Genomic DNA, 25,069 nt, shown 5'->3' with positions numbered 1-25,069 from the left:
AGTTCCGGACAGGTCGGCGCCATGGGCCGGGCCGGGCCGGCCGCGCCGCCCGGCGCGGCCTTCCCGCCGTCGGCTTCCCCCACCGCGGGGACACCGGGCGGTTGTTGCGACTGTTGTCGCAAGGATTCACCCGGCCCCCCACCGGGCTCGATATTGTCCGCGTGACAGATACCGTGACATCAGTTCCAACCCCGACGAAACGCCTCCTGAAGGGCCGGTTCGGCTGGTTCTTCGTGGGCCGGACCGTCGACCTGGCCGGCTCGTCCATGACCACCGTCGCACTCGCCCTCTCCGTGCTCCAGGCCTCCGGCAGGGCGGCCGATCTGGGCATCGTCCTGGCCGCCAACATGATCCCCACTCTCGTGCTCCTGCTCCTGGGCGGCGCGGTCGCCGACCGGGTGAGCCGGCGGACCGTGCTCCTCCTGTCCAACCTCTGCACCGCGGCCGTGATGACCACGATGGCCGTCCTGCTGATCACGGATCGCTACCAGCTCGTCGCGTTCGTCGGCCTCGCCCTCGTCGGCGGCGTCGTGAACGCGTTCTCGCAGCCCGCGCTCCGCGGCATCGTGCCCGAACTCGTCGAGCGGCAGGACCTCCAGCGCGCCAACGCGCTCCTGGCCAGCAGCCAGAACACCGTGCGCATCATCGGTCCCATGCTCGCCAGCGTCCTGGTGGCCACGGTCGGCGGCGGGTGGGCCCTCGCGGCCGACGCGGCCTCCTACCTCCTGGCCGCCGCGGCCTTCACGCGCATCCCGGCAGAGAGCCGGCCGCCCGCGGCGCGCGAGCCGCTCTGGCACGACCTCCTCGACGGCTGGGCCACCTTCCGGTCGATGCGCTGGGTGGTGATCATGACCGTCTCGTTCGCCCTGGTCAACGCCGCCAACGTCGGGCCGTGGAACGTGCTGGGGGCACAGGTGGTGTCGGGGAACGACGGCGCCATGGGCTGGGGCACCGTGCAGACCGTACGCGCGATCGGGCTCCTGGTGATGAGCGTCGTGGCCGTCAAGGTGGTCCTGCGCCGGCCGCTGCGTGACGGCGCGGTCTGGGGGACCCTGGCGGGCTTACCGCTGCTGGCGGTCGGTCTGACCGGGAACGCGTGGATCGTGTCGGCGGCCGCCTTCGTCGGGGGGCTCGGCCTCACCGTGGCGTCCATCGGCTGGGAGACGACGCTCCAGGCCGCCGTCCCCGCGGAGTCGTTGTCGCGGGTCGCGGCCTACGACGAGCTGCTGTCCTTCGTGGCGATCCCGCTCTCGCAGCTCGCCGTGGGGCCGCTCGCCGCGGCGTACGGGGCGCGGGAGGTCGTACTCGCCTGCGGAGTCGCCTACATCGCCCTGTGCCTGCTGCCGTTGCTGAGCCGGGAAGTCCGCGCCATGCGGGCGGAGGGACAGCCGGCCGCCCCGGCCTCGTAGCGCCCCGGACGCACGGCGACGAGCGGCCCGATCACCCGTCAACCGCCCTCCTGCGCGCGGACATCGACCCGCAGGAGGGCGCCCGGGCGGTCCGGGGAGGATCCGGCGCGGCCGGACACCGCCTCGACCGACTCCTGTGTCACAGAGGCGGGTTCACCGCTTGACGGTGCCTTCGTGGAGCCGGTCGATCATCCGGTGGGTGGCGTCGAGCGGCGTCTCCGGATCGGCGGCTTCGTCGGAGTTCCTGGCGTTGCGGGCCGCGATCTCCTCGCCCCAGCTCTCCATGCCCGCGAACGGGATCGTCTCCTCCGGAACATAGGAGGGATACCGCCGGTAGCTGTTGATTCCGGCGACGGGCTCGCCCCGCACCAGGAGCGGATTCAGATAGAGGCCGTCGCTGGTGATCCTGGTGGTCGCCGGAATGTATCCGATGTCCAGCCCGCAGCGGCGGCGCGGCGAGGTGTTCGGCCCCGAGCAGTGCAGGATGTTCGGGTGGTGGATCTCGACGTCGCCCGGGTCGAGTTCGATGTCGACGACACCGTTGCGCTCCGACCACTCCCGCACCAGCTCCTCCTCGGAGACCGAGAACAGCATGTTCGGCGAGTCGACCGAGCGGACCGGCGCGTGGAGCGGCATGCGATGGCTGCCGGGGATGACCCGCAGACAACCGTTCTCGGTGGTGCACCGGTCGACGGCCAGCCAGACGGTGAGTGCGCGCATCGGGTCGAGGTTCCAGTAGGAACCGTCCTGGTGCCAGAGCACCGGCTGGCCGTCCTGGGGGGGCTTGCAGATGTAGTGCGCCGTGAAGCACGCGACGTCCGGGCCGAGGAAGAATTCGGCGATATCCACCAGCCGGGGGTCGGAGACGAGTCTCACCCAGAATGCGTCATTGCGTATCAGCGGATGGTGGAGATGTTCCGGGCGGAGGTCCGGATAGCGATCGGTGAGCCAGCCGACATGGGCCCTGATCTCCTCCAGCAAATCCTTCGGAATGACGTCGCGGATAATGCTGAAGCCCTGCTCCTCGTACTCCGCGCGGACGCTCTCTGGGACGTTCAATGCGACCCCCTAATCGCGACTTCCGTGGCCGCGCCAGTCTCGCACCAAGCCAGGGCGTGTACAAGCTCCCGACGGGTCCGGGCTGCCGGCAGAGCGCTTCCGGGCTTTCGCTTCGAGGTGACGCCACGGCCCGGCCGGGGGATTCGCCGGGCCCGGCGATGAGGTCGTCGATCAACGTCGGGCCGGTGATGGATCTCCTTCGGCCGGGGGCGGCGACTACGGCGGGAGTTCGGGCGGTGATGCCGGCGGGGCCGCCCGGCCCGTTCGCCGGGCCATCCACGCGCGCTCCGTCAATTTGTCATGGTGCGAGGCCAGTTGGGCGGGAGTGTGACCGCGGCCGCGGGACGGCCATCGCGGCGGGATCGTGCCTGGTGACCGTAGCAGTGGGGGGCCGTATCACCATGTGATGGCGGGTCCGAGGGGGGGATAGGAGAACGGATGCCGGTCGACAACGAATCTCGGCCAGTATGAGGCCGGACAAGTCCCGTTCGCCTTCCCCCTTTCGTGTTCCTGACCGGCCAGCACGGCGGGGAGCGCGTGGCGGGCGTGACTGCGGTGACAGCCCGGAACTCGAGCAAAGCCGCTGGCACCAGGCTGGTGGAGTGTTCCGTGTGTTCTCCTGACCGGAATCATTCGTCGACCACTCGAACCGATCGTCGTCGTGTGCGACTCTCCAACGGCGGGCGATCCGCCCGGTGGGGACACGGGGAACCGCTGACGGTGTCCGAGAACGCACCGAAGAGGAGCAGTATTGAACGACATCGCGCCGTTGGCCGAGCCGGAGCAGTCAGGACCCCTGCGACGGCCGGATCCGCTGCCGGTCTCCTCCGGCCAGTTCCGCCTCTGGTTCCTCGACCGGGTGCACGGCACCACGTCGACCCACCAGGTCCCGCTCGTCCTGCGGCTCCACGGCGCACTGGACCGGGCCGCGCTCGAAGCGGCCCTGACCGACGTCGTCCTGCGTCACGAGAGCCTGCGCACCGTGATCGTGCCCGTGGCGGGGGTGCCGGTCCAACGCGTGCTTCCGGACGCCCGCCCGGTCTTCGACACCCGCACCGTCGCACCCTCCGCCCTGGAGCGGGAGGTCGCCGCCGCCGCGGCGCACACCTTCGACCTCGCGACGGAGATACCCGTCCGCGCCGGCCTGTTCCGGATCGCCGCGGACGACCACGTCCTGGTGCTGACACTGCACCGCACGGCCTGCGACGGCGGGTCGATGGCCCCGCTCGGCCGCGATCTCACCCTGGCGTACGAGGCCCGGTGCCGGGGCGCCGCCCCGGTCTGGGCGAAGCCGCCCGTGCAGTACGCCGACCACGTGCTGCGGCAGCTGCGGCGCCTCGGTGACGCGTCGGATCCGCACAGCCTCGCGGCGCGGCAACTGGCCTTCTGGCGGGAGACGTTGTCAGGGCTGGGCGGCGAGATCGGGCTGCCGTTCGACCGCCCGCGCCCGGCGGCGCCGAGTCGCGGCGAGGACTCGGTGCGCTTCGAGGTCTCCCCCGAGGAGCACGCACGGCTGGTCGAGCTGTCGCACCGTACCGGGACGACGATGTTCATGATCGTCCAGGCCGCGCTGGCCGTGCTCCTCAGCCGGCTCACCGGCGACGTGGACGTGCCGATCGGCACGCTCACCCCGGGGCGCCCCGACGAGGCGTCGGAAGACGTCGTCGGACTCGTGGCGAACACGGTCGTGCTGCGCACCGGTCTCGCGGGAAACCCCACCTTCGCGGAGTTGCTCGACCGGGTTCGTGAGGTCGACCTGGCCGCCTTCGCGCACCAGGACGTGCCGTTCGAGCACGTCGTGCGGGCCGTCGATCCGGCGCGGGTCCCGGGCCGGAACCCGCTGTGCCAGGTCCTCGTGACCGCCGGAGCCCGCGCGGTCGACTGGCGGCCGGCCGGGCTGCGCACGACCGCGGACGTGCCCGACCTCGGAGCGCCCGGGTTCGGAGCGTCCGGGTTCGACCTGCACCTGAACGTCGACGCACGCCACGGGCCGGACGGGACGGCGGCAGGCCTCGTCTGCGACCTGCGGTTCGACACCGACCTGTTCGACCGCGCGAGCGCCCAGACGATCACGGCCCGGCTCGTCCGCGTGCTCACGGCCATGGCGGCCGACGCCAACCGGACCATCGGCGCCGTCACCATCCTCTCCGCGACCGAGCTCTCGAACGTCCTCACCGCCTGGAACGACACGGCGAGGGACGTGGCGCAGAGCGCGCTGCCCGAACTGCTGGAGGCGCGGGCCGCCGCGACCCCGGACGCGGTGGCGGTGCGGTGCGGGGATTCGGCACTGACCTACGGCGAGCTGAACGCGCGGGCGAACCGGGTCGCCCGCCACCTGGCCGGCCGCGGCATCGGGCCGGAGTCGGTCGTCGCGTTGTCGATGGCCCGGTCCGTGGACCTGATCGTCGCGGTGTGGGGCACGCTGAAGGCCGGCGCGGCCTACTGTCCCGTCGATCCGGAGTACCCGCCGGAGCGGGTGGCGTTCATGCTCAAGGACAGCGATCCCCAACTCGTGCTGACCGGACCGGTCGACGAGCAGGGCATGGCGGACGGCAACCTGACGGACGCGGACCGGGTCACGCCGTTGCTGCCGGCCCACCCCTGCTACATGATCTACACCTCGGGGTCGACCGGGCTGCCGAAGGCGGTGGTGATGCCCGGCTCCGCCCTGGTGAACCTCATCAGGTGGTACGAGCGGGTGTCCGCGACGTCGGACGGCGCGGCCACCCACCGGATCGCCAACTTCTCGTCGATCAGCTTCGACGTGGCGCTGGTGGAGATCCTGATCGCCACGGTGCGCGGCGGCTGCGTCGAGCTCCCGGACGAGGAGACCCGCCGGGACCTCGACAAGCTGGTGACGTGGCTGGAGAAGAGCGAGGTCGACGAGGTCTTCGTGCCCAATCTCGTCCTCGCCGCGATCGTCGACATCAGTCAGGCCGCCGGGACCGAACTGCCCCGGTTGCGGCACGTGATCCAGGGCGGTGAGAGCCTGGCGCTGACCCCCGAACTGGCGGCGTTCCACCGCGCCGTGCCGGACCGCCGGCTGGCCAACTACTACGGCCCCACCGAAACCCATGTGGCCACCTCGTTCGCCCTGCCCGCCGATCCCGACGACTGGCCGGAGGAGGCGCCGATCGGCCGACCCGTCGACAACATGCGGACCTACGTCCTCGACCGGTGGCTCCAGCCGGTACCGCCGGGCGTCGCCGGCGAGTTGTACATCGCGGGGGTGCAGCTGGCCCGCGGGTACCTCAACCGGCCCGGCCTCACCGCCGACCGGTACGTCGCCGATCCTTTCGGCCCGCCGGGCAGCCGGATGTACCGGACCGGGGACGTGGTGCGCTGGCGCGCCGACGGGCAGCTCGTGTTCATGGGCCGGGTGGACGACCAGCTGAAGGTCCGGGGCTTCCGCATCGAGCTCGGCGAGATCGAGGCCGTGCTGCGCGGTCACGACGAGGTGGTCCAGGTCGCCGTGCTCGCGGTCAACAAGCACACCCCGGCCACCCGCCTGGTCGCCTACGTCGTGCCCGCGACCGAGACGCTGACGCCGACCGCCCTGCGCCGACACGCGGCCGAGTCGCTGCCGCTCCACATGGTGCCCACCGGGTTCCAGATGGTCGAGGCCCTGCCGTTGACTCCCAACGGGAAGCTCGACCGGAAGGCGCTGCCGGCGCTGACCGAGGAGTCCGCCGGCCGGCCGCCGGCCGAAGGGGCGGAGCAGACCGTCTGCGACGTGTTCGCCGAGGTGCTGGGAGTGCCGGTGGCCGACGTCCACCAGAACTTCTTCGCACGGGGCGGCCATTCACTCGGCATGGTACGGGTCGCGCACGACATTCACGGGCGGCTCGGTGTCGACCTGCCGCTCCGTGACGTGTTCGAGCACCCGACGCCTGCCGGACTTGTGCAACTGCTCGCCGAACGGGGGTGACGTCCATGTCCTACAACCACTGAGACACCGCGGCGCTCGGTGCGGACCTGCCACGCGGGGCCGCGTCCGAGCACCCGACACCTGCCCGGCTCGTGCCACTGCTCGCGGAACGGGGGTGACGTCCATGTCGTACAACCACTGAGACACGGCGGAGGACCGGTGAGCTACGCCCGGTCCCCGGGTCGAGTGATCCCGCAGTGAGAACAAGGAATTCGTGAAAGACACCGGACGCACGCCGCCCCGCGTCGAACGCGCGGCGGCGTGCGTTCTCCACCCCGATGACACGAAGGCGGAGCCTGGTGACCCCCACCCCGACCTACGATCCGCTGTCCCCGGCCATGCTCAGGGATCCCTATCCGACCTACACCAGGATGCTTGAGGAGCAGCCCGTCCACTGGCATGCCGGCATGCGCGCGTGGGTGGTCGTCCGGCACGCGGACTGCGTGCGCGTGCTCCGCGAGCACGCGACCTTCGCGCGGGACCCCAGCCGGGTCGGGGAGAAGATCCCGGACTTCCGCCAGAACGTGCAGATGATGGACCCGCCGGAGCAGAACCCGCTGCGCCAGCTCCTGGTGAGCGCGATGCGCTCGCAGGACAAGGACCGGCTGTTCCGCCAGGCGGTCGACTTCGTGCGCGGGCGACTGGCCGCCCAGCGGCCGGGCGAGCCGTTCGACCTGATGGCGGACGTGTCCGCGCCCTTCGCCCTGCACATCTCCGCGGCCCTGCTCGGCGTCCCCGAACCCGACGACGCGGACTACGCGGAGATCTCGCACGGCATCGCGCTCCGGATGGATTCGGGCCTCGCGCCGGAGAACATCCCGCAGGGAGATGCCGCGCGCAAGCGCCTGAACGACCTCGGCGAGAGCTGGTTCCCGCGCCCCGAGGGCGACAACGGCCTGATCGCGAACCTCATCCGGCGGGCGGACAAGGAGTTCTCCGGCAGCCACTACATCCGAAACTCGGCCGCCATGATGTTCAACGCCAGCTACGGGACGATCTTCGCCATGGTCGGCAACGCGGCACACCTGCTGGCGACCGTGCCCGACCTGCTGCCGGAGCTGTCCCGCCCGTCCCGCTCGGTGACCGGCGTCGACGAGCTGATCCGGTACGACGGGCCGGCGCAGGGAACCAGCAGGATCGCGGTCGCGGACACCCTGATCGAGGGCACCCGCATCGCGGCGGGCGACAACGTGGTGACGCTGCTCGCCGCCGCCAACCGCGACCCCCGGGTCTTCGCCGACCCGCAGGACATCGACCTGGACCGCCGGCCGAACCCGCACCTGGGCTTCGGCTCGGGGCCGCACGCCTGCTTCGGCTCCGAGTTCGGCAAGCTGAGCGTCACCGCGGTGATCAACGCGCTGAGCGACGAGGGCGTACGGCTGCGCCTCGCGGCGGAGCCCACCCGCCGCACCACCGCCACCGTGCGGAGCCTGGACACCCTTCCGGTGTACCTCGATCGCTGAGCAGCGCAGGCAGCGCAAGCAGCGCGGAGCAGCGCAGGGCCGGGCAGCGCAGCACAGCGCAGGGCAGAGCAGCGCCGGACAGACCAGCACGGCGCAGCACCGGGCAGCGCGGCGCAGACCGGAGCTGAGCAGACACATCCGTCGAACCGAGGGATCTGGTACAAGGTGAACGTCGTTCTTCTAGGTGCGGAACAAGAAGCGATCGAGGAGCTGGCCCGCCTCGGCCACACCGTCACGGTGTTGTACGTGGCGCACGACCGCGTGGTGATGGAGGCCTGCCAGGGCCTGATCGCGCACCGCGCGTTCCTCCCCTCCTTCGACCGGCCGGAACTCGCCTGGGCCGCCCTGATCCACCTCGGTGTCGCCGACCAGGTCGACGTCGTCGTCTCGGGCCACGAGTTCGCGGTGACCACCGCCGCCATCCTGAACGACATCCTCGGGTGCCGGAAGCCGATGGACGCCCGGGTGGCGCTCGCCGGTCGCGACAAACCGCTGCAGAAGACCCTCTGGCAGCGGCACGGCGTACCGACGGCGCGGTTCGTGGTGTTCCCCGAGCGGCCGACCTCGGTCGCCGGGTTCCGCGACGCGCTCGGCGACCTCGCTCCTCCCTACATCGTCAAGCCGACGGCCGACGGCGGCGCCCATCTCGTCTTCCGGGCCGAAACCGCCGAGGAGTTGTTCGACCGGCTGACCGCCACACCGGAACTCGACGCGTTCATGGTGGAGGAGTGGCAGGCGGGGGACGAGTGGCACTTCGACGGCGTCGTCGTCGACGGCCGGATCGAGACCTTCATGGTGTCGCGCGACGTGAACCCGTGCATCGAGGCGAAGAACGGGAACCCGTTCCGTTCGATCGCCCTCCCGCCCGAGGCGTACCCGGAACTCTACGAGGAGGCCCGTGCCTTCGCCGAACGCTGCCGGTCGGCGCTCGGCGGCCGCAACACCGTCTTCCACCTCGAAGTGTTCGGTGGCCCGGGCCGGTTCGTCGCCGGTGAGCTCGCCTGGCGCCCGGCCGGCGGCCTGGTCAGCATCAGCGCACAGCACACCGTCGGGGTCAGCCTCTGGGCGGCACACGCCCTCGTCCACATCGACGCGCCCGTGCCGGCGCCCGATTTCGAACCCACCGGCGTCATGGGCTTCGTGTGCCTGCCGGTCAAGTCCGGTTTCCGCAACGGTGTGACGCAGGAGGACCTGGAGAGCCTGCCCGGGGTGCGTCACGTCCGGATGAAGGCGCCGGTGGGCGAGGTCATGAAGGAGCTCAAGACCACGTCGATCGCCGTCGCCTGGGCCCTCGTCGAGGGGGACGACGTCGATCACTGCGCGAAGCGCATGGACGAGGCCATCCGGCTGGTCACCGAGCTGCACGAGGCGAAGAGCCTGCCGTAGGCCGGCGCCACGACCACCGCCCCGCCGACCACCGCTGCCCCGACCACCGCTCGGCCGACCACCGCTCCCCCGGCGACCGCTCCGACGACCACCGCTCCGACCAGCCGAAAGTGTCAGGCGCCTTGAGTATTCACCTCAACCTGTTCATGCTGCTGCCCGGGCACCATGACTCCGCGTGGCTGCATCCCGGGTGCGACTCGGCCCGTGTCACCGACATCCACTACTACCTCGAACTCGCCCGACTCGCGGAACGAGGGCTGCTGGACTCCGTGTTCATCGCCGACGCGCTCTGGCACAAGCCGCGCAGCAACTACTGCGGCGGGCTCGAACCGCTCACCGTGTTGAGCGGCCTCGCCCTGGGCACCGAGCACATCGGACTGATCGCGACCGCGTCGACCTCGTACTACGAGCCGTTCCACCTCGCCCGGATGTTCTCCTCGCTCGACCACATCTCGGGCGGCCGCGTCGGCTGGAACATCGTCGTGTCCAACAGCGTCAACGAGGCCAGGAACTTCAACCGGCCGGCGATGCTCCCGCACCAGCAACGGTACGACCGCGCGGACGAGTTCCTGGCCGTCGCCCACCGGCTCTGGGAGTCGTGGGACGAGGACGCCGTGGTCCGCGACCGCGCCAACGGGCACTACACCGACCCGGACCGGATCCACCGGATCGACCACCAGGGGGAGTACTTCGCCGTCCGCGGGCCGCTCAACATCCAGCGCAGCCCCCAGTCCCGCCCGTTCCTGGTCCAGGCCGGCGCGTCGGAGGCGGGCAGGTCGTTCGCCGCCCGGCACGCCGACGCGGTGTTCACCGTGCAGGAGAACGTCCGCGACGGCGCGCGGTTCCGCACCGAGATGCGCCGCCGCGCCGCCGCGAACGGGCGAACGGTGAAGGTGCTGCCGGGGCTGATCCCGATCGTCGGTGCCACGCAGGCCGAGGCGGACGAGAAGAAGCGCGAACTCACCGGCCTGCAGGCCGTCGACTACGCCCTGGAACACATCTCGATGATGCTGAACGTGGACATCACCGACTGCGCCGTCGACGCGCCCTTCCCCGTGGAGCGCCTCCCCCCGGCCGACAGCATCCAGGGCAACCGCACCACCTACGAGCTGATCACCGGGATGGCCCGGCGGCCGGGCACCACCGTCGGCGACATCATCGCGCACCAGGGTTTCGGGCGAGGCCACCTGGTGGTCGCGGGCACCCCGGAGCGGATCGCGGACGTCATCGGGACCTGGGTCGGGGAGGGCGCGGCGGACGGGTTCAACCTCATGCCCGCGGTGTTCCCGGCCGGCCTCGCCGACTTCGTGGACGAGGTGGTGCCGTTGCTGCAGGAACGCGGGCTGTTCCGCACCAAGTACGACGAGACCCTGCTGCGGCGCCGCTATGAGTGAGCGGACCGAGCGGGACACCACGGCGGACGTGACCGCCCGGCTGCGGGCACACCTCGGGGCCGCCCTGCCGCCCGAGGCGGTCCCGACCCGGTTCGTGTTCGTCGACACGCTCCCGGTGCTGCCCAACGGGAAGACGGACCGGGCCGCGCTCGAACGGCTGGCCGCCGAGACGGCACCCGCGCCGTCGGCCCCGGAGGCCGGGGCGGCGCCCGGCGGCGAACCGCCCGGCGACGAAGCGGCCGGCGACCTCGACTTCCTGCTGCGGCTGTTCACGGCGGAGCTGGCCCGGGCCGACCTCGATCCCGACGAGGACCTCACCCACCTGGGGGTGACGTCGCTGCTCCTGACGACGGCCTGCGCGGCGTGGACGGACCGCACGGGCAGGCGCGTCGACGGCCACCGGCTGCGCCGCAACCCCACGGTCCGCAACATCCTGGCCTTCTCCGAGCCGACCGGTGCGGACCGGGAGCACGACGAGGTCGTGGTCGAGGACCACCGCTTCGAGGTCCCGGTCGACCACGACGACCCGGCCGGCCCGTCGATCGAGCTGTTCGCCAGAACGGTGGTCCGCCGCAGCGCGGTGGACCGTGACCTGCCGTACCTGCTCTTCCTCCAGGGCGGCCCCGGCGGACGGTGCCCCGATCCGCGCACCAGGATCCCCGCCTGGCTGGACGCCGCCCTGGACCGGTACCGGGTGGTGCTGCTGGACCAGCGCGGCGGCGGCCGCAGCTCGCCGGTGACCGCCGCCACCATCGCGGGCATGACGCCGGCCGAGGCGCTGGAGCGGCTCCGGTGCTACCGCGCGGACGCCGTCGTCCGGGACGCGGAGTTCCTGCGCGAGCGGGTGCTGCGGGTCCCGGCCTGGACGCTGTTCGGGGAGAGCTACGGCGGCTCCATCGCCCTGACCTACCTCTCCCACTCCCCGGAGTGCGTCGACCGGGTGTTCATCTCCAGCGGTCTCCTGGGCCCGGTCAGCACGGCCGAGGACCTGCTGCGAGACACCTTGGTGATGAGCAGGAGGAAGAACGCCGAGTACTACCGGCGGTATCCCGGGGACGCGGGGCTCGTCGACCGGATCGTCGACCACCTCGGCGACCACGAGGTGCTGCTGCCGACGGGAGAGCGGCTGTCGCCCGAGCGGTTCCGGTTCCTCGGTCTGAAGTTCGGCTTCGCCGGCGGGATGGCCGCGGTCCACGACCTCCTCCAGGGCGCCTGGGACGGCGACCACCTCACCGAGGACTTCCTGGCCGCGGTGGCGGCGGCGACGTACCTGGTCGACTCCCCGCTCTTCTACCTGCAGGAGTACACCTACGGGCACCCCGGACGCGCCACCGGGTGGGCCGCCGACCGGCTCTACGCGGACGAGCCGGCGTTCGCCGCCGGGGCCCGTCCGTTCCACTTCTACGGCGAGGTGTTCTTCCCGTGGATGTTCCGTCAGTTCGCGGCGCTGGCGCCGTTCGCCGAGGTGGCCGACGAACTCGCCCGGTACACCGGATGGACCAGTCTCTACGACCTCGACCAGTTGGGGAGGAACACCGTGCCCGTCTACGCCGTGGCAGCCGCGGACGACCTGTACTTCCCGGGGACGCAACAGGTCCGCACCGCGCGGCGGATCGGCTCCTGCTGGCTGATGCTCTCCTCGGACTACAGCCACGAGGGGCTGATGAACGACCGCGAAGGCGTGTCCCGGCTGCTCGCGTTCGGATCGGCACGGTGACGCCCGCCCTGTTCGGCCAGGTCAGGACGGTGGCGCTGGACCACCCGACGAGGCCCGCCGTGTCCGACCGGACGACCACGCTCACCTTCGCGGAACTGGCGCTGGCGGCCGAGGCCCTGGGACGCCGGCTCGTCGCCCGGGGGGCCGGGCCGGGCGACCGGGTCGGCGTCATGGTCGAGCGGGGCGTCGACCTGGTGGTGGCCCTGCTCGGCGTGTCCGCCGCCGGGGCCGCCTACGTCCCCCTCGATCCGGGCTATCCGGCCGAGCGTCGGCGGACCGTCGTCGAGGACGCCCACCTCGCGCTCCTCGTCACGGACGGCGGGGGGCGGGAGTTCGACGTCCCCGCGGTCGAGGTCACGCCGCGCCGGGCCGAACCGGGCCTCGCCGAGATCGTGCTGCCCTCGCCCTCCCCCCAGGACCCCGCCTACGTCATCCACACGTCCGGGTCCACCGGTCGGCCCAAGGGCGTCGTGGTCACCCACGCCAACGTGGCCGCGCTGTTCGACGCGCTCGACACGGCCTACGGCAGCCCGTTCGACGACACCTTCCTCGCCGTGACGAGTGTCGCGTTCGACATCGCGGTCATGGAGCTGCTCTGGCCGCTCACCCGCGGCGGAGCCACCGTCGTGAGCCCGGCCAGGATGGTGGACCGGCTCGACTCGCCCGGTGACGACGGTCTGCCGAGCCTGGTGCGGCGCTTTCGGCCGACGCTGTTCCAGGCGACCCCCTCGCTCCTTTCGGCGATCGCGTCGTCCGAGGAGGCCCTGCTGTCCCTGCGGCACCTGCGCGCGCTCCACGTCGGCGGTGAGGTGCTCCCGGTGGGACTCGCCCGGCGCCTGGTGACCGCCCTCCCTGGCGTCCGGGTCCACAACATGTACGGCCCGACGGAGGCGACGGTCTGGGCCACCACGCACGAGGTGACACCGGAGGAGGCCCGGTCCACCGCGATCCCGATCGGGCGGCCCCTGCGCCACGCGTCCGTCCGGGTCGTCGGCGACGACGGCTCCGCGGTGGCACCGGGCGAGGTCGGCGAACTGTGGGTCGGCGGCCCCTGCGTCGCCGCGGGCTACTTCCGCCTGCCGGAGCAGACCGGGGAGCGGTTCGTCGAGGAGGCCGGCGCCGTGCCGCGGCGGTGGTACCGGACCGGCGACAGGGCGCGGACCCGACCGGACGGCGCGCTCGAATTCGTCGGCCGGTTCGACCGGCAGGTCAAGATCTCGGGCGTCCGGATCGAACTCGACGAGATCGAGTCGGTGCTGTCCGCCGCGCCGGACGTCCGGGCGGCCGCCGTCGTCGCGAAGCGGGGAGCGGACGGGAGGCACCAGCTCGTCGCCTACGTCCTGACCGACGCCGAGCCGGTCCCGCCGGCCGGGTCCGCCAGCGGGTAGCGGTCCGTCCCACGGCGGCCGTGGAGCGGAGCCGCCCGGCCGTGCCCCGGGCGGCGCCGCCCCGAAGGGCGCCGGTCCCGGCCGCCGGTCCGCTCCTGTCAGTCCGGATGGTTCCGGGTACTGCGGCGCGCGGCGCGCGGCTACCGTCCCAACCGCTCCACACCCGGCGGTCCGGACCGGCCGCCGTCACGCGCCCTCAGGAGGTCACCTTGACCGCGCACCACCTCACCCGCAGGAACACCCTCGCCTCCGGCGGCGTCCTCGGCCGCCGGCGCACGGCGTGAGGGGCGTTCCGGTGCTCCCCTCCCTCTCCCGCCGCACCGCGCGCCTGGCCCTGGCCGCGGTCGCCCTGCTGCTGCCGGTCGCGGTACCGGCCGCCCCCGCCGAGGCCGCCGGGTTCACGGCGTCCTGCCCGGCCTCCGGGTACATCTCCCAGGGCTACACCGAGGAGCACAACGGCATCGACATCGCCAACGACTACGGCACCCCGATCTACGCGGTCGGCGACGGCCGGGTGCTGGTCTCCGGCCCGGCGCAGGGCTACGGCCAGTGGATCCGCGTCCTGCACCCGGACGGGACGATCACCGAGTACGGCCACATGCGGGAGCGGGAGGTGGCCACCGGCGACCAGGTGACGGCCGGGCAACTGATCGCGCGGATGGGCAGCGAGGGCACCTCCAGCGGCCCGCACCTGCACCTGCGGGTCTGGGCCGACGCGAACGCGACCGTGCGCACCGACCCGGTCCCCTACCTCGCGGATCGCGGCATCGCCATGCCCTGCACCCCGGGCACCGGCCCCGGTCCGGCGCCGTTGGTGTACCCGGCGCAGTCCGGCCGGGTGGTGTCCGCGCGTTCGGCGGACGGCCGGCTGGAGGTCTTCGCCGCCGGGGCGAACGGGGTCTCGCACGCCTGGCAGACCGCGGTCAGCGGCGCCTGGTCGGAATGGGAGACCCTCGGCGGACCGAGCGGCGCCGAACTGGCCATCGCCCCCAACGCGGACGGCCGCCTGGAAGTGTTCGCCATCAACGGCACCACCTTCCAGCACCGCTACCAACTCCAGCCCTCCGGCACCTGGTCGAACTGGGAGGAGTTCGGCGGCGGCGGCCACGACATCGCCGTCGGCCCCAACCAGGACGGCCGCCTCGAAGTCTTCGCCTCCGGCCCCGTCGGCGTCTTCCACCGCTACCAGAACGCACCCAACAGCGGCTGGTCCGGCTGGGAACCCACCGGCGGCGGCCCCGCCGACAGCCGACTCGCCCTCGGCAAAGCCCCCGACGGCCGCCTCGAAGCCTTCGCCCTCAACGGCACCACCTTCCAACACCAATGGCAGACCGCCGTCAACGGCACCTGGTCCAGCTGGGACACCTTCGGCGACGGCGGCCACGACCTCACCGTCGACCACAACCAGGACGGCCGCCTCGAAGTCTTCGCCTCCGGCCCCGTCGGCGTCTTCCACCGCTACCAGACCGACCCCACCACCTGGTCCGGCTGGGAACCCACCGGCGGACCCGCCGACGCACAGCTCACCAGCCAGCCCACCGCGGACGGCCGCGTCGAGGTGTTCGCCATCAACGGCACCACCGCGCAGCACACCTGGCAGTCCGGCCTGAACGCCCGGTACACCGCGTGGGACAGCTTCGGCGACGCCGGCACCGAGATCGTCGCGACCGCCAACGCCGACGGCCGCATCGAGGTCTTCGGCACCAGCGCCGCCGGCGTCCACCACCGCTGGCAGACCGGCTTCGCCACCTGGTCCGAATGGACCTGGCTGAACACCACCCCCGGCCCCGCCGTCACCTGAGGGGACAGGTGCCGCGGGCCGTCCGCCCCCTCGACGACCACCCACCGCCCCCGGCCCGCCGATCCCGCCCCGCTACTCCCCGACCCTCCGTCACGTGGCCTGCGCCACCATACGGTTTATTGTCATGCGCAAGGAGGTAACGTTCGTCCGTCTGGCAATGGTCGGCATGCGAAACGGGGGAACGGTGAGCGGGATTCTCGTCCACCTGCCGGCGGGGAACGGCGACGACGCGGTGACCCTGCGGCTCGGTCCGGGAGAGCGGGCGCGCTTCGGCCGCGGCTCCGCCGACACGCCGGTGGAGCTCCGGCTCGGCGACGAGACGGTCTCCCGGCTCGCCGGTGAGATCCACGCGACCGACGACCACTGGCAGTTGAGCAACCTCAGCAGCACCCACGCCTACCTGGTGGAGAACCCGGAGGGCGCCGGCGAGTACCTGCGGGTGCCGCCGCGGCGGATCGGCGCACCGATCCCGTTCGAGTTCGCCCGGGTGGTGCTGCCCTCGCGGCGTGAGACCCCGCTGTCCTTCCAGGTCTTCGCGCCCGACCACGTCTACCTGGACCCGCACGCCCGCGGCGGCGGCTCCTGGGAGAGCCGCACCATGACGGCGTACTCGCTGGACGAGACCGCCACCTACTTCCTGGTGCTGGTCGCGCTCTGCGAACCGTGGCTGCGCGACCGCTCCCCCGCGGCCGTGCCCACCACCCCCCAGGTGGTCGCCCGGCTGCGCGGCCACCCGGCCTGCGCCCGGCTCACCGCCCGCGCGGTCAGCTCGCACCTGGACTACCTCGCCGACGAGAAGCTCCGCGTCGACCTGCCCGACGACACCGACCGCTCGGACCGCCGCAGCGGCAAGCGCGAGGCCGTCGTCGGCGTCGCCCTGAAGTTCGGCATCGTTCGCGAGGAGCACCTCGGACTCCTGCCGCGCCCCGAGACCGCCGAGCCGGCACGCTAGGGAGGGGCGCCGTGGTGCGCGACCAGGCCTTCGGCGGAGACGACGGGGAACTGCTGCCGCCCGGCCACCGGGTCGGCGACTGGACCGTCACCGGAGTCATCGGCGAGGGCGGCTGGGCGACCGTCTACGCCGCCCGCCGCACCGGCGACCCGGCCGGCCCGCCCGGCTCCGACGACACCGACACCGGCACCGGCACCGGCACCAGCACCGACGCCGACACCGACGACACGGTCGCCCTCAAGGTACTGCCGGTCGCCGGGCTCGCCCCCCGCCAGGCCCGCCAGGTCGCCGAAGCCGCCCGCCGGGAGGCCGAGTTGGCCCGGACCGCCCCGCACCCCCGGCTGATCCGGCTGCTCGACACCCTCACCCTGGCCGCCCCCGGCCACCCGGCGCTCGACGGCGCGATCGTCCTGGTCATGGAACGCGCCCGGGGCACCCTGCGCGACCTGCTCGCCACCGGCGTCGACGAGGCCCGGGGCGCCGGGATCGTCGCCGGCGTCTGCGAGGGCCTGGCCCACCTGCACCGCTCCGGCTGGGTCCACATGGACCTCAAACCCGAGAACGTCCTGATCGGCCGGGACGGCGAGGTCCGCCTCTCCGACTTCGGCCTCGCCATCGAACTCACCGGCACCCACGGCCACTCGGCCCCCATGGGCACCCCCGACTACCTCCCACCGGAACGCTGGAAGGAACCACTCGGCGAACGCGGCGTCAAGATCCGTACCACGGCCGACATCTGGGCGCTCGGCGTGGTGATCCACGAGGTGTTCGCCGCCGGGGTCCCGCCCTTCCCCGGCGCGACGGCGACCACCCGCAGCGCCGCCGCCCAGCAGTACGCCGAGGGCCGCGCCCCGCTGCGCCTGTCCCCCGCCGTCCCGCCGTTCTGGCGCGCCCTCGCTGCCGACTGCCTCGCCCCCACCCACGCCGCCCGTGCCCCGCACACCGCCGAGAGCCTGCTCGCCCGCGTCCGCGCCCACCGGTCAGGCCGCCGTCCGCGCCGCCCACGACCGCGCACCGCCCTGCTCGCCCTCGCCACCTGCGCCACGGCCGCCGTCACCGCCGCCGCCCTCTGGCCGCACCCGCGGCCGGCCGCGCACCCGTCCCAGATCCGGGTCTTCAACGCCGAACGCGGCTGCCAGGACCGCACCGACCGCGACCCCCAGTGCAGCCTGGGCCTGGCCGTCGACCCCCGGCACCCCTACACCGCCGAGAACGTCCTCCCCACCCGTGTCTGGCACGACGACGTCCTCGACGTCGACTGCCAGCTCCCCACCGGGCTCCCCGTCATCGACGAGGAGGACCGCACCTCCACGCTCTGGTACCGCATCCGCCTCCCCGGACCCACCACCGGCTGGCTTCCGGCCGTCCGCACCAGGGACCGCCCCGCGCTCCTCCCCTGCCCCTGACCCGCCGATCCGCCGATCCGCCGATCCGCCGATCCGCCGGGGGCAGCACCCCGGATCGTTCCGGATTCCCGGCCGGCGCCGCTCCTTCTACCGTTTCGACGGCGTCCGCCAGTCCGGCCGGACCAGCGTCCAGGGAGCAGCGATGCCGACCACCGCCACCACCCGCCGGCCGAGCGCCGCCACCCTCGGGCACGAGGAGCGCGAGGTGCTCCACGCGGTCGGCTGCGGCCTGCGGGACGACGAGATCGCCGCCGCCCTGGCCGTCTCCGAGGCAGCCGTGGCCGGGCGCATCGCGCGGATCCTCGGGAAGCTCGGGCTGCGCGACCGGGCCGCCGCCATCGTCCACGCCTTCGACTGCGGACTGGTCGCCCCGGGCCGCGGCCCCCGCCCGCCGGTGGCGGGCCCGGTGCCGCGGAGCTCCGCCGGCCGGGCGGCCGGAGCGAAGGTGCAGATCTCCGTGCTCGGGCCGCTGCGGGCCCGGTACGACGGGCGGTCCCTGGACCTGGGGCACCTGCGCCAGCAGGCCGTCCTGGCGGCGCTGGCGCTGCGCGGCGGGCGGACGGTCAGTCAGCAGGAGCTGCTCGACGGCGTATGGGGGTCGGAGCCGCCGTTCTCGAACGTGGTGCCGGTCCACGTCTACCGGTTGCGCAAGACCCTTCGCGTCGGGGGCGGCCCGGACGCGGTGATCGAGCACGACCGGTGCGGCTACCGCCTCGCCCCCGGCGCCGCCGAGGTGGACCTGGCGCGGATGGAGGGCCTGGTCACCGAGGCCGGGACGGCCCATCGGGCGGGTGACCCGGCCGAGGCGGTCCGGCTCTGCTCCCAGGCGCTGGACCTGTTCCGCGGGGAGCTGCTGGCCGGCCTGCCGGGCCCGCTCGCCGAACTGGAGCGGCTGCGCCTCACCGAGCGCAGGATCGCCGTCGCGCAGCGGAAGTTGGAGTGGCAGCTGCGGCTGGGCCGGCACTGCGAGGCGATCGCCGAGCTGTTCGCGCTGTCCACGGAGCACCCCCTGAACGAGCTGGTGGCCGCGATGCTGATGCGCGCGCTGTACGGGAGCGGCCGGCAGGCCGACGCCCTGGCCGTGTTCGACCGCGCCCGCCGCCGGCTGGCCGCCGACCTGGGGGTGCCGCCGAGCCGGATGCTGCGCCGGACGTTCCAGATGGTCCTGCGCGGGGACGAGGCCGGTCTCGGCCTCACCGGGCGTTGAGCCCGGCGGGCCGTCGGCCCCCGGCGGCCGGGGAGTCCCGGCCGCCGGGGGCCGACGGAGGGCCCGCACGAGCGCCCCTCGGCCTACCAGGGGTACCAGGCGCCGTTGTACCACTGCTCGCTGGCGCTGTCGTTGTGGTGGTCCATGTTGAAGTCTTCGGGGTAGTTCTTGACGTGGTTGTTCGGGTAGGTCCAGATGCCGGCGGACTCGTCGCAGACGTAGTCCCAGTGGCAGATCGTCTTGACGGGCACGTTGCCGAAGTTCCGGTCGGCACCGGCGAGCGGCGGGCCGATCAGGCCGCCGAAGGGCACGGCGCCGCCGTTGGCACCGGGCGGGCCCTGGCGCTTGGGGTCGGCGACGAGGATGGCGTTGACGTTGTCGAACGTGTTCCAGTTCTCGCTCACCCAGGTGTGCACCACGCCGGCTCCCAGCGAGTACCCGGCCATCTTGACGTGCTGGCCCGGACACGCGGCGCGCTGGTCGCGGACCAGCCGGTTCAGCTCGTTGACGCCCGCCCGGGCGCTCGCACCGTTGGGGATCTGGGTGGGATACCCGACGTGCTGCTGGATGTTGCCGTAGAACCCGTCGTTGTTCCACGAGCTGCCGGTGCCCCCGACAACGATCGTGTAGGTGCCCTCGCACGGGGCGGTCACCCGCGTGGTGGCCGCCTGTGCCGTGGCGCCCTGTGCCGCCGTGAGCCCGACGGTCAGCAGGATTCCGGCCGACGCGGCCGCGATCCTTCGTGCTCGCATTCGATCCTCCTACGCAGTTGGCGCCGACGCGTCCGCACTCCGGTGCGGTCCGCGGCCGGCCCAGGTCACCGGACCACCGTGGCAGCGACCGATGACATCCCGATGACGCCCCCGGCCACCGGTCGGCCACGGCCGAACACGTCGGGCCGGCGGCATGGGGACGGCCTGGCGGACCGAGGACGAGATGCTCGGCCGGGACGTGGCGCTGAAGAAGCTGCACCCGCGCTCCCATCTCGCCGACGACGCGCTGACCATCCGCCGGGTCGCCGCCGTGCTCGGCACCGGTCAGTCGTCGCTGTACGCGCACATCGCAACGTCATGCCGCCGAGCTGGTCTCCGGCACCGGACACGACCGCTTCGCGTTCGCCCTCGGCCTGCTGATGGGCAATCTGCGGCCCGCCCCCGGTTGACCTGCCGTCTCCCGTCCGCGACGTCCGCCGTCGGTTCGCCGCGGCGGCGCAGGTCCGCCCGTGATGGCGCTGTGAATAATCACTGTCGGATCATCGGAGCGCGGTGATAGAGATTCGGGGTGACCATGACACTCGAGTTCCCTGCTCTGCTGCGACTGATCGACGAACGGTCGACCGCCTTCCGCGCCGCGATCGCCTCCGCACCCAGTCTCGACGCACAGGTACCGACCTGCCCCGAGTGGACGCTGTTCGATCTGGCACAGCACATCGGCGAGGGGCGCCGCGACTGGGCCGCTACCGTCGCCGCAGGGCCCGCTCCGGCCAAGTCCGCGGCGGAGGGCGCGTCGGCCGCGCCTCGGGAGCGCGAGGCCCTGCTGGCCTGGCTGTCGGAGTCCACGGATCAGCTGGTGGACGCGTTGCGGAAGGCCGGCCCGGATCGCGGTTGCTGGTCGTGGTGGGAGACGCTGCAGTCGCCGCACACCACCGGTGCCGTAGCCCGGCACCAGCTCCAGCAGATGGCGGTGCACACGTACGACGCCCAGATCACCGTCGGCACCCCGCAGCCGCTGCCGGTCGAGGTGGCGCTCGACGGCGTCGAGGAGTTCCTGTCCACCTGCGTCGCCACGACAAGTGCCTGGCCCCACAAGCCCGCTGCCATCGACTTCCATGCCTCCGAGGGTCGCTCCTGGCGCCTCTCGCTCTCTGCCGACGGCGCACGGACCGTCCGCCTCCCCGAGCCCGGCACCCTGCCGGCCACCGCTGCCGGCCAGGAACCGGACGCGGCTCCCGCCTCCCTCTCGGCCCGGGGCACGGCCAACGAGCTGGTCCTCATCCTGCACAACCGCATCCCGATCGACTCCCTGGAGCTCGACGGCGACCGGCGCGTCTTCGAGCAGCTCAGCGCCTGGGACCCGGGCGAGTAGGACGTGACGGCGCGCCACCCCGCACGCCCCGGAGGCTCAGTTGACATCGTCCTCCTCAAGGAGCACAGCCGTGAACAGGGGCACCGTTCCACCCTGCGTACCCTTCCGGGCAACTGATGACAACGGTGTCAGCCGATGGCGGAATCGAGAGGAGGGGAGACCGTCCCACACCACGCCGGCTGCGGGTCCGGCGCCGGAACCCGGGCATCGCGCGAGGGCGTCAGCGGGGCAGCTCTCCGGAGCCGCGCTGGATCAGACGGGTCGGGATCTGGAGCCGCTGGGGCTGCGCCCGCTCGCCGTCCATCCGCCGGAAGAGCAGGTCGGCCGCCATCCGCCCCATCGCGGTCGGGTCCTGCGCGACCACCGTCACCGGCACGGGGAGCATGTCGGCGAGCTCGAAGTCGTCGAAGCCGACCAGCGCCGGGTGCGTCCCGCGGGTGGCCAGGTCGCGCAGGACGGCGACGGTCGCCCGGTTGTTGCCGCACATCAGCGCGGTCACCGGCTCGGGGCCGGCCAGCATCCGGTCGAGGGCGAAGCGGACGCCCAGCGGATCGGGCCGGCCCATCGCCACCCAGTGCTCCCCCGTCCCGCACCCCGCGTCCGCCATCGCCTCGCGGTAGCCGGCCAGCCGCTCGGCGGCGGTGTAGATGCCGGGGGCGTCACCGAGGTAGCCGATCCGGCGGTGCCCCTGGCGGATCAGGTGACCGACCCCGTCCGCCACACCACCCCGGTTGTCGGCCAGGACGGTGTCCACCGACAGCCCCGCGGCGGGGCGGTCGACGCAGACCACCGCCGTACCCGCGGCGAGCTCGCCGGCCAGGTAGCCGTGGTCGGCCGAGGTCGGCACGATGATCAGCCCGTCGACCCGGCGCTCGCAGAACTCCAGGGCCAGCTCCTCCTCCCGAACCGGGTCCTCGACGGAGGAGGCGGTCAGCAGCAGCGAGTCGTGCGCGCGGGCGATCTCCTCGACCGCCCGGCCGAGCTGTGCGTAGAACGGGTCGGCGAGGTCCTCCAGGATCAGGCCGACGCACCGCGTACGGCTGCCCTGCCGCAGCATCCGGGCACCGTCGTGACGGCGGAAGCGGAGCTGCTCGATCGCCGCGCGGACCTTGGCCTCGGTCTCCTTGCTCACGCCCGGCTCACCGTTCACCACGCGTGACACCGTCTTCAGCGCCACGCCCGCGACGGCCGCCACGTCCTTCATGGTCGGTCGCCCGGAGGGTTCCGGCCTGACGCGCTCCGCTCCGACTGGCATGACGAGACCGCCTCTTCCTGGACCTGGGTGCTACCAGCTGGACAGTAAGTCCACCAGGGTAGATAACCTTGCCGAAGGGTGGGCAACCGGGTCCGTCCCGCACCTCCGGATCCGGCCACGGCCGGGGGCGCGGGCCCTCGGCGACGGCGGAGAGGTCGGGAAACGGCAGGACCTCCGCGCCCCCGGAAGCCTCCGGGCCGGGGGGCACGGAGGTTCCGGGGGACGGAGGTCCCGAGCGTCGACGAAGCCGATCAGCCCCGGCGCGGGGCCGACGGACGGATCACTTCAGCGGGCGGCAGAGCAGCGCGTCGGGGACGCCGTGCTCGTTCCACTTCCAGGTCATCGCGACGCCGGCGATGTACTCGTCGTCCTCGCACTGGCCCTTGTAGGAGCCCGGCGCCCAGTCGCTCCGCACCGAGCCGCCGGTGGCGGGCCGGTTGTCGCCGTGGTCGAACCAGATGGTGCGGCCGCCGGTCGGCAGCGGCGCGGCGGAGGGCCGGCAGACCAGGGCGACGATCGAGCCGTTGGCACTGTAGCCGGCGGCGAAGGTGTCGTCCGGGCACTGGATCTTGTTGTAGCCCCAGGCCCAGTCACTGGTCACGTACTTCTCGCTGTTGACGACGGTCCAGCCGCCGCTGCCGGCGGCGGGCTCGTCGGCGTCGGTGCACAGACCGCTGCTGTTGCCGCGCCCGAGGGCGATCAGGCGCTCGCTGTCCGGGCAGGCGGCCTTGTAGTTTCCGTACGACCAGTCGCCCTTGGCGCGCATGGTGATCGAGAGGTTCTGGTCACCGCCCGAGAGGCTGAGCATGTTCCAGTGGTCGACCTTGTCGACCTGGCCGGTCCTGCCCTGCGCGTTGACGATCTTGTTCCAGTCGTCGACCCGCCAGTCGCCGCCGTCCTGGAGGCCGTAGCGCTTGCCCTTGGCGTCGTAGGAGATCAGGGCCCAGTTGTCGTTCGGCTTGCCGTTGGCGTCGGTCCAGCCGACCAGCGGCCACATGGCGAAGTCTGTGTCGTGGCTCGCCAGGATGTCGGTGAACCGGTCGAACCAGTCCTTCTCCTTGGCGTTGTCGGACCCGCGGCCGGCGGCGCCGAACTCGCTGATCCACACCGGGGCGGTGAAGTGCTGACCGGCCTCGGTGACGAACAGCGCCTGATTTCCGACGACCTTGACGAGCTCCTCGGGGCTGAGGTCCTGGTACCGGGGGTCGTTGGTCTCCCCGTTCTGCCAACCCCCGCTCGCACCGGTGTGGTTGGGCCCGGTGTAGCCGTAGAAGTGCGCGGCGTAGACCAGCTTGCCCGACCGGACCAGGGTGTTCGACAGATGGCCGACCGGGGTGAGCATCGGACGGCCGTGGCTGAACATGCCCTGGGGGATGCCCTGCCAGTTGATGCCCTCCATGACGATCAGCATGTCCGGGTCGGCCTCGAGGATCGCGTTACCGGCCTCCTCGAACGCCTTGTAGAGGTCGTGGCTGTCACCCGTGCCCCAGTTGGGGTCGTCCCAGGTGTCGCGACGGACCTCGTTGCGCAGGTCGGCGCCGACCACCCGCTTGTTCGCCTTGTAGCGGTTCACCAGGAACACCCAGTCGTCGACCCACTGCTGGGTGGACTGACCGCTGTTCCACCGCTCGTTGCCGTCCAGGGAGCAGCAGAAGCGGTAGCTGGTGGTGTGGTTGTTGAGGACGACCGCGAAGCCGTCGGCCGTGAGCGCGGCGACCACGGCGTCGTAGACCTGCAGCGGGGTCTTGCCCCTGAGCTGCGGGTTGGCGGTGACCGCCGCGTCGGGCACCGTCGTGGTGTCGTGGACCATCGCGTTGGCGAACGGCAGCCGGACGCTGTTGATGCCCAGGCCGTGGAAGTCCGACATCAGCTGGGCTATCGGCACCCGGTCCAGACCGAGCGGGATGTTGTGCGACACCTGCCCCGCCTGGTTGTTCGCCGGGTCGTCGACGTCCCCGCTGCCCTCCCAGGTGCCCTGGGCGCCGGCCCAGTTGGCCGACTTCAGCTTGAAGCGGTCTCCCTTGGCGTCGACGACGTACCGGCCCTGGGTGCTCAGCGGGCCCGTCCAGGACGCGGCGAGCTGTCGGCCCGTCAGCACCGGGGCGGTGACCGCGGAGTCGGCCGCGGCGGCGACCGGCACGGCGGTGACGCCGGGCACGCCCGCGAGGACGAGTGCCGCCGCGGCGACCGCGGCGGGCAGGAACCGGGTGACCGATCGCCGGACAGCAGGAGTCGTACTGCTGGATCTCATGGTGCTTTCCCTCCAGGGGTGGGGGACGGTGGCGTCCCGGAGTGGTGCGACCGTGGATTGCTGCGGCCGGACCGTAGGGCGGTCCGGTGTCGGGGCACGGCTGGTGGTGGCGACGGGGAGTACGGCTCGTCGTCCGACGTGGCCGGTTTCCGCCGTGCACGGCCGGCGGTGACGGGCACCGGCGGCTCGGTGCGGGTGTTCGGGCCCCGGTGGCCCGGTCGGAAACACGGCGGCAACGTACTCGCAATGAAATAACTTTGCCTAGTGCTGAAGTCCCCAAGTAGCGGGTATATGGCCTCCGTTGGGGTGAATTTGGTGCGGTAGGGGGTGGGGTGTGCCGGGGTTGTTGCGGGCCCGGGCCGCTGTGG

At 72.5% G+C, this 25,069-nt stretch carries 16 protein-coding genes; 12 read left to right on the top strand and 4 right to left on the bottom strand.

Translation table 11 applies throughout. The features are described 5' to 3' along the window. Positions 1–161 precede the first annotated feature (161 nt). Entirely contained in the window at positions 162–1,409 is a 1,248-nt protein-coding gene (locus ABT263_RS28960) for an MFS transporter (RefSeq protein ID WP_352294778.1), read from the top strand. Between the two features lie 153 nt (positions 1,410–1,562). Here ABT263_RS28960 and ABT263_RS28955 read toward each other — a convergent pair whose 3' ends face one another. Beyond that, the gene (locus ABT263_RS28955; protein WP_352294776.1) at positions 1,563–2,468 is read right to left on the bottom strand and encodes a phytanoyl-CoA dioxygenase family protein; all 906 of its coding nucleotides are present in this window, start codon (positions 2,466–2,468) and stop codon (positions 1,563–1,565) included. A gap of 751 nt (positions 2,469–3,219) precedes the next feature. On the opposite strand from ABT263_RS28955, the gene ABT263_RS28950 reads away from it, so the two are divergent. The 10 genes from ABT263_RS28950 (at position 3,220) to ABT263_RS28905 (ending at position 19,110) form a co-directional block, all read left to right on the top strand. Then, positions 3,220–6,396, top strand: coding sequence for a non-ribosomal peptide synthetase (locus tag ABT263_RS28950; RefSeq protein ID WP_352294774.1), 3,177 nt, complete (start codon positions 3,220–3,222; stop codon positions 6,394–6,396). A 299-nt stretch (positions 6,397–6,695) separates the two neighbouring features. Then, on the top strand, positions 6,696–7,859 hold the full coding sequence (locus tag ABT263_RS28945; RefSeq protein ID WP_352294772.1) for a cytochrome P450: 1,164 nt from the start codon (positions 6,696–6,698) through the stop codon (positions 7,857–7,859). A 165-nt stretch (positions 7,860–8,024) separates the two neighbouring features. Then, positions 8,025–9,245 carry an ATP-grasp domain-containing protein gene (locus tag ABT263_RS28940; RefSeq protein WP_352294770.1) on the top strand — a complete coding sequence of 407 codons (1,221 nt, stop codon included), beginning with the start codon at positions 8,025–8,027 and terminating at the stop codon, positions 9,243–9,245. A 122-nt stretch (positions 9,246–9,367) separates the two neighbouring features. After that, positions 9,368–10,639, top strand: a complete 1,272-nt coding sequence (locus ABT263_RS28935) for an LLM class flavin-dependent oxidoreductase (RefSeq protein WP_352294768.1) — start codon at positions 9,368–9,370, stop codon at positions 10,637–10,639. Beyond that, a complete protein-coding gene (locus ABT263_RS28930; RefSeq protein ID WP_352294766.1) occupies positions 10,632–12,356 on the top strand; it encodes an alpha/beta fold hydrolase in 1,725 nt (574 codons plus the stop codon). Before ABT263_RS28935 ends, ABT263_RS28930 begins: the two co-directional genes overlap by 8 nt. Next, the gene (locus tag ABT263_RS28925) at positions 12,353–13,744 is read left to right on the top strand and encodes an amino acid adenylation domain-containing protein (protein ID WP_352294764.1); all 1,392 of its coding nucleotides are present in this window, start codon (positions 12,353–12,355) and stop codon (positions 13,742–13,744) included. The genes ABT263_RS28930 and ABT263_RS28925 overlap by 4 nt, the downstream gene beginning before the upstream one ends. A gap of 295 nt (positions 13,745–14,039) precedes the next feature. Next, on the top strand, positions 14,040–15,545 hold the full coding sequence (locus ABT263_RS28920; protein WP_352294762.1) for a DUF8189 domain-containing protein: 1,506 nt from the start codon (positions 14,040–14,042) through the stop codon (positions 15,543–15,545). A gap of 184 nt (positions 15,546–15,729) precedes the next feature. Next, positions 15,730–16,497: an FHA domain-containing protein gene (locus ABT263_RS28915; RefSeq protein ID WP_352294760.1), complete on the top strand. Its 768-nt coding sequence runs from the start codon at positions 15,730–15,732 to the stop codon at positions 16,495–16,497. 11 nt (positions 16,498–16,508) lie between these two features. After that, positions 16,509–17,903: a serine/threonine-protein kinase gene (locus tag ABT263_RS28910; protein ID WP_352294758.1), complete on the top strand. Its 1,395-nt coding sequence runs from the start codon at positions 16,509–16,511 to the stop codon at positions 17,901–17,903. Positions 17,904–18,045: 142 nt separating this feature from the next. Then, the gene (locus tag ABT263_RS28905; protein ID WP_352294757.1) at positions 18,046–19,110 is read left to right on the top strand and encodes an AfsR/SARP family transcriptional regulator; all 1,065 of its coding nucleotides are present in this window, start codon (positions 18,046–18,048) and stop codon (positions 19,108–19,110) included. Between the two features lie 83 nt (positions 19,111–19,193). On the opposite strand, the gene ABT263_RS28900 is transcribed toward ABT263_RS28905, so the two are convergent. Then, positions 19,194–19,862 carry a cutinase family protein gene (locus ABT263_RS28900; protein ID WP_329486270.1) on the bottom strand — a complete coding sequence of 223 codons (669 nt, stop codon included), beginning with the start codon at positions 19,860–19,862 and terminating at the stop codon, positions 19,194–19,196. A gap of 529 nt (positions 19,863–20,391) precedes the next feature. Between ABT263_RS28900 and ABT263_RS28895 the strand changes: the two genes are divergently transcribed. Then, a complete protein-coding gene (locus ABT263_RS28895) occupies positions 20,392–21,195 on the top strand; it encodes a maleylpyruvate isomerase N-terminal domain-containing protein (RefSeq protein WP_502885882.1) in 804 nt (267 codons plus the stop codon). 220 nt (positions 21,196–21,415) lie between these two features. Here ABT263_RS28895 and ABT263_RS28890 read toward each other — a convergent pair whose 3' ends face one another. Then, positions 21,416–22,450: a LacI family DNA-binding transcriptional regulator gene (locus ABT263_RS28890; protein ID WP_352294756.1), complete on the bottom strand. Its 1,035-nt coding sequence runs from the start codon at positions 22,448–22,450 to the stop codon at positions 21,416–21,418. Between the two features lie 280 nt (positions 22,451–22,730). After that, entirely contained in the window at positions 22,731–24,701 is a 1,971-nt protein-coding gene (locus ABT263_RS28885) for a glycoside hydrolase family 5 protein (RefSeq protein WP_352294754.1), read from the bottom strand. Between the last annotated feature and the right edge of the window lie 368 nt (positions 24,702–25,069).

Source organism: Kitasatospora sp. NPDC001603 (assembly GCF_040298365.1).
Lineage (GTDB): Bacteria > Actinomycetota > Actinomycetes > Streptomycetales > Streptomycetaceae > Kitasatospora.
The sequence above is the reverse complement of the archived record's forward strand: the minus strand, read 5'-3'. Positions and strand labels throughout refer to the sequence as shown.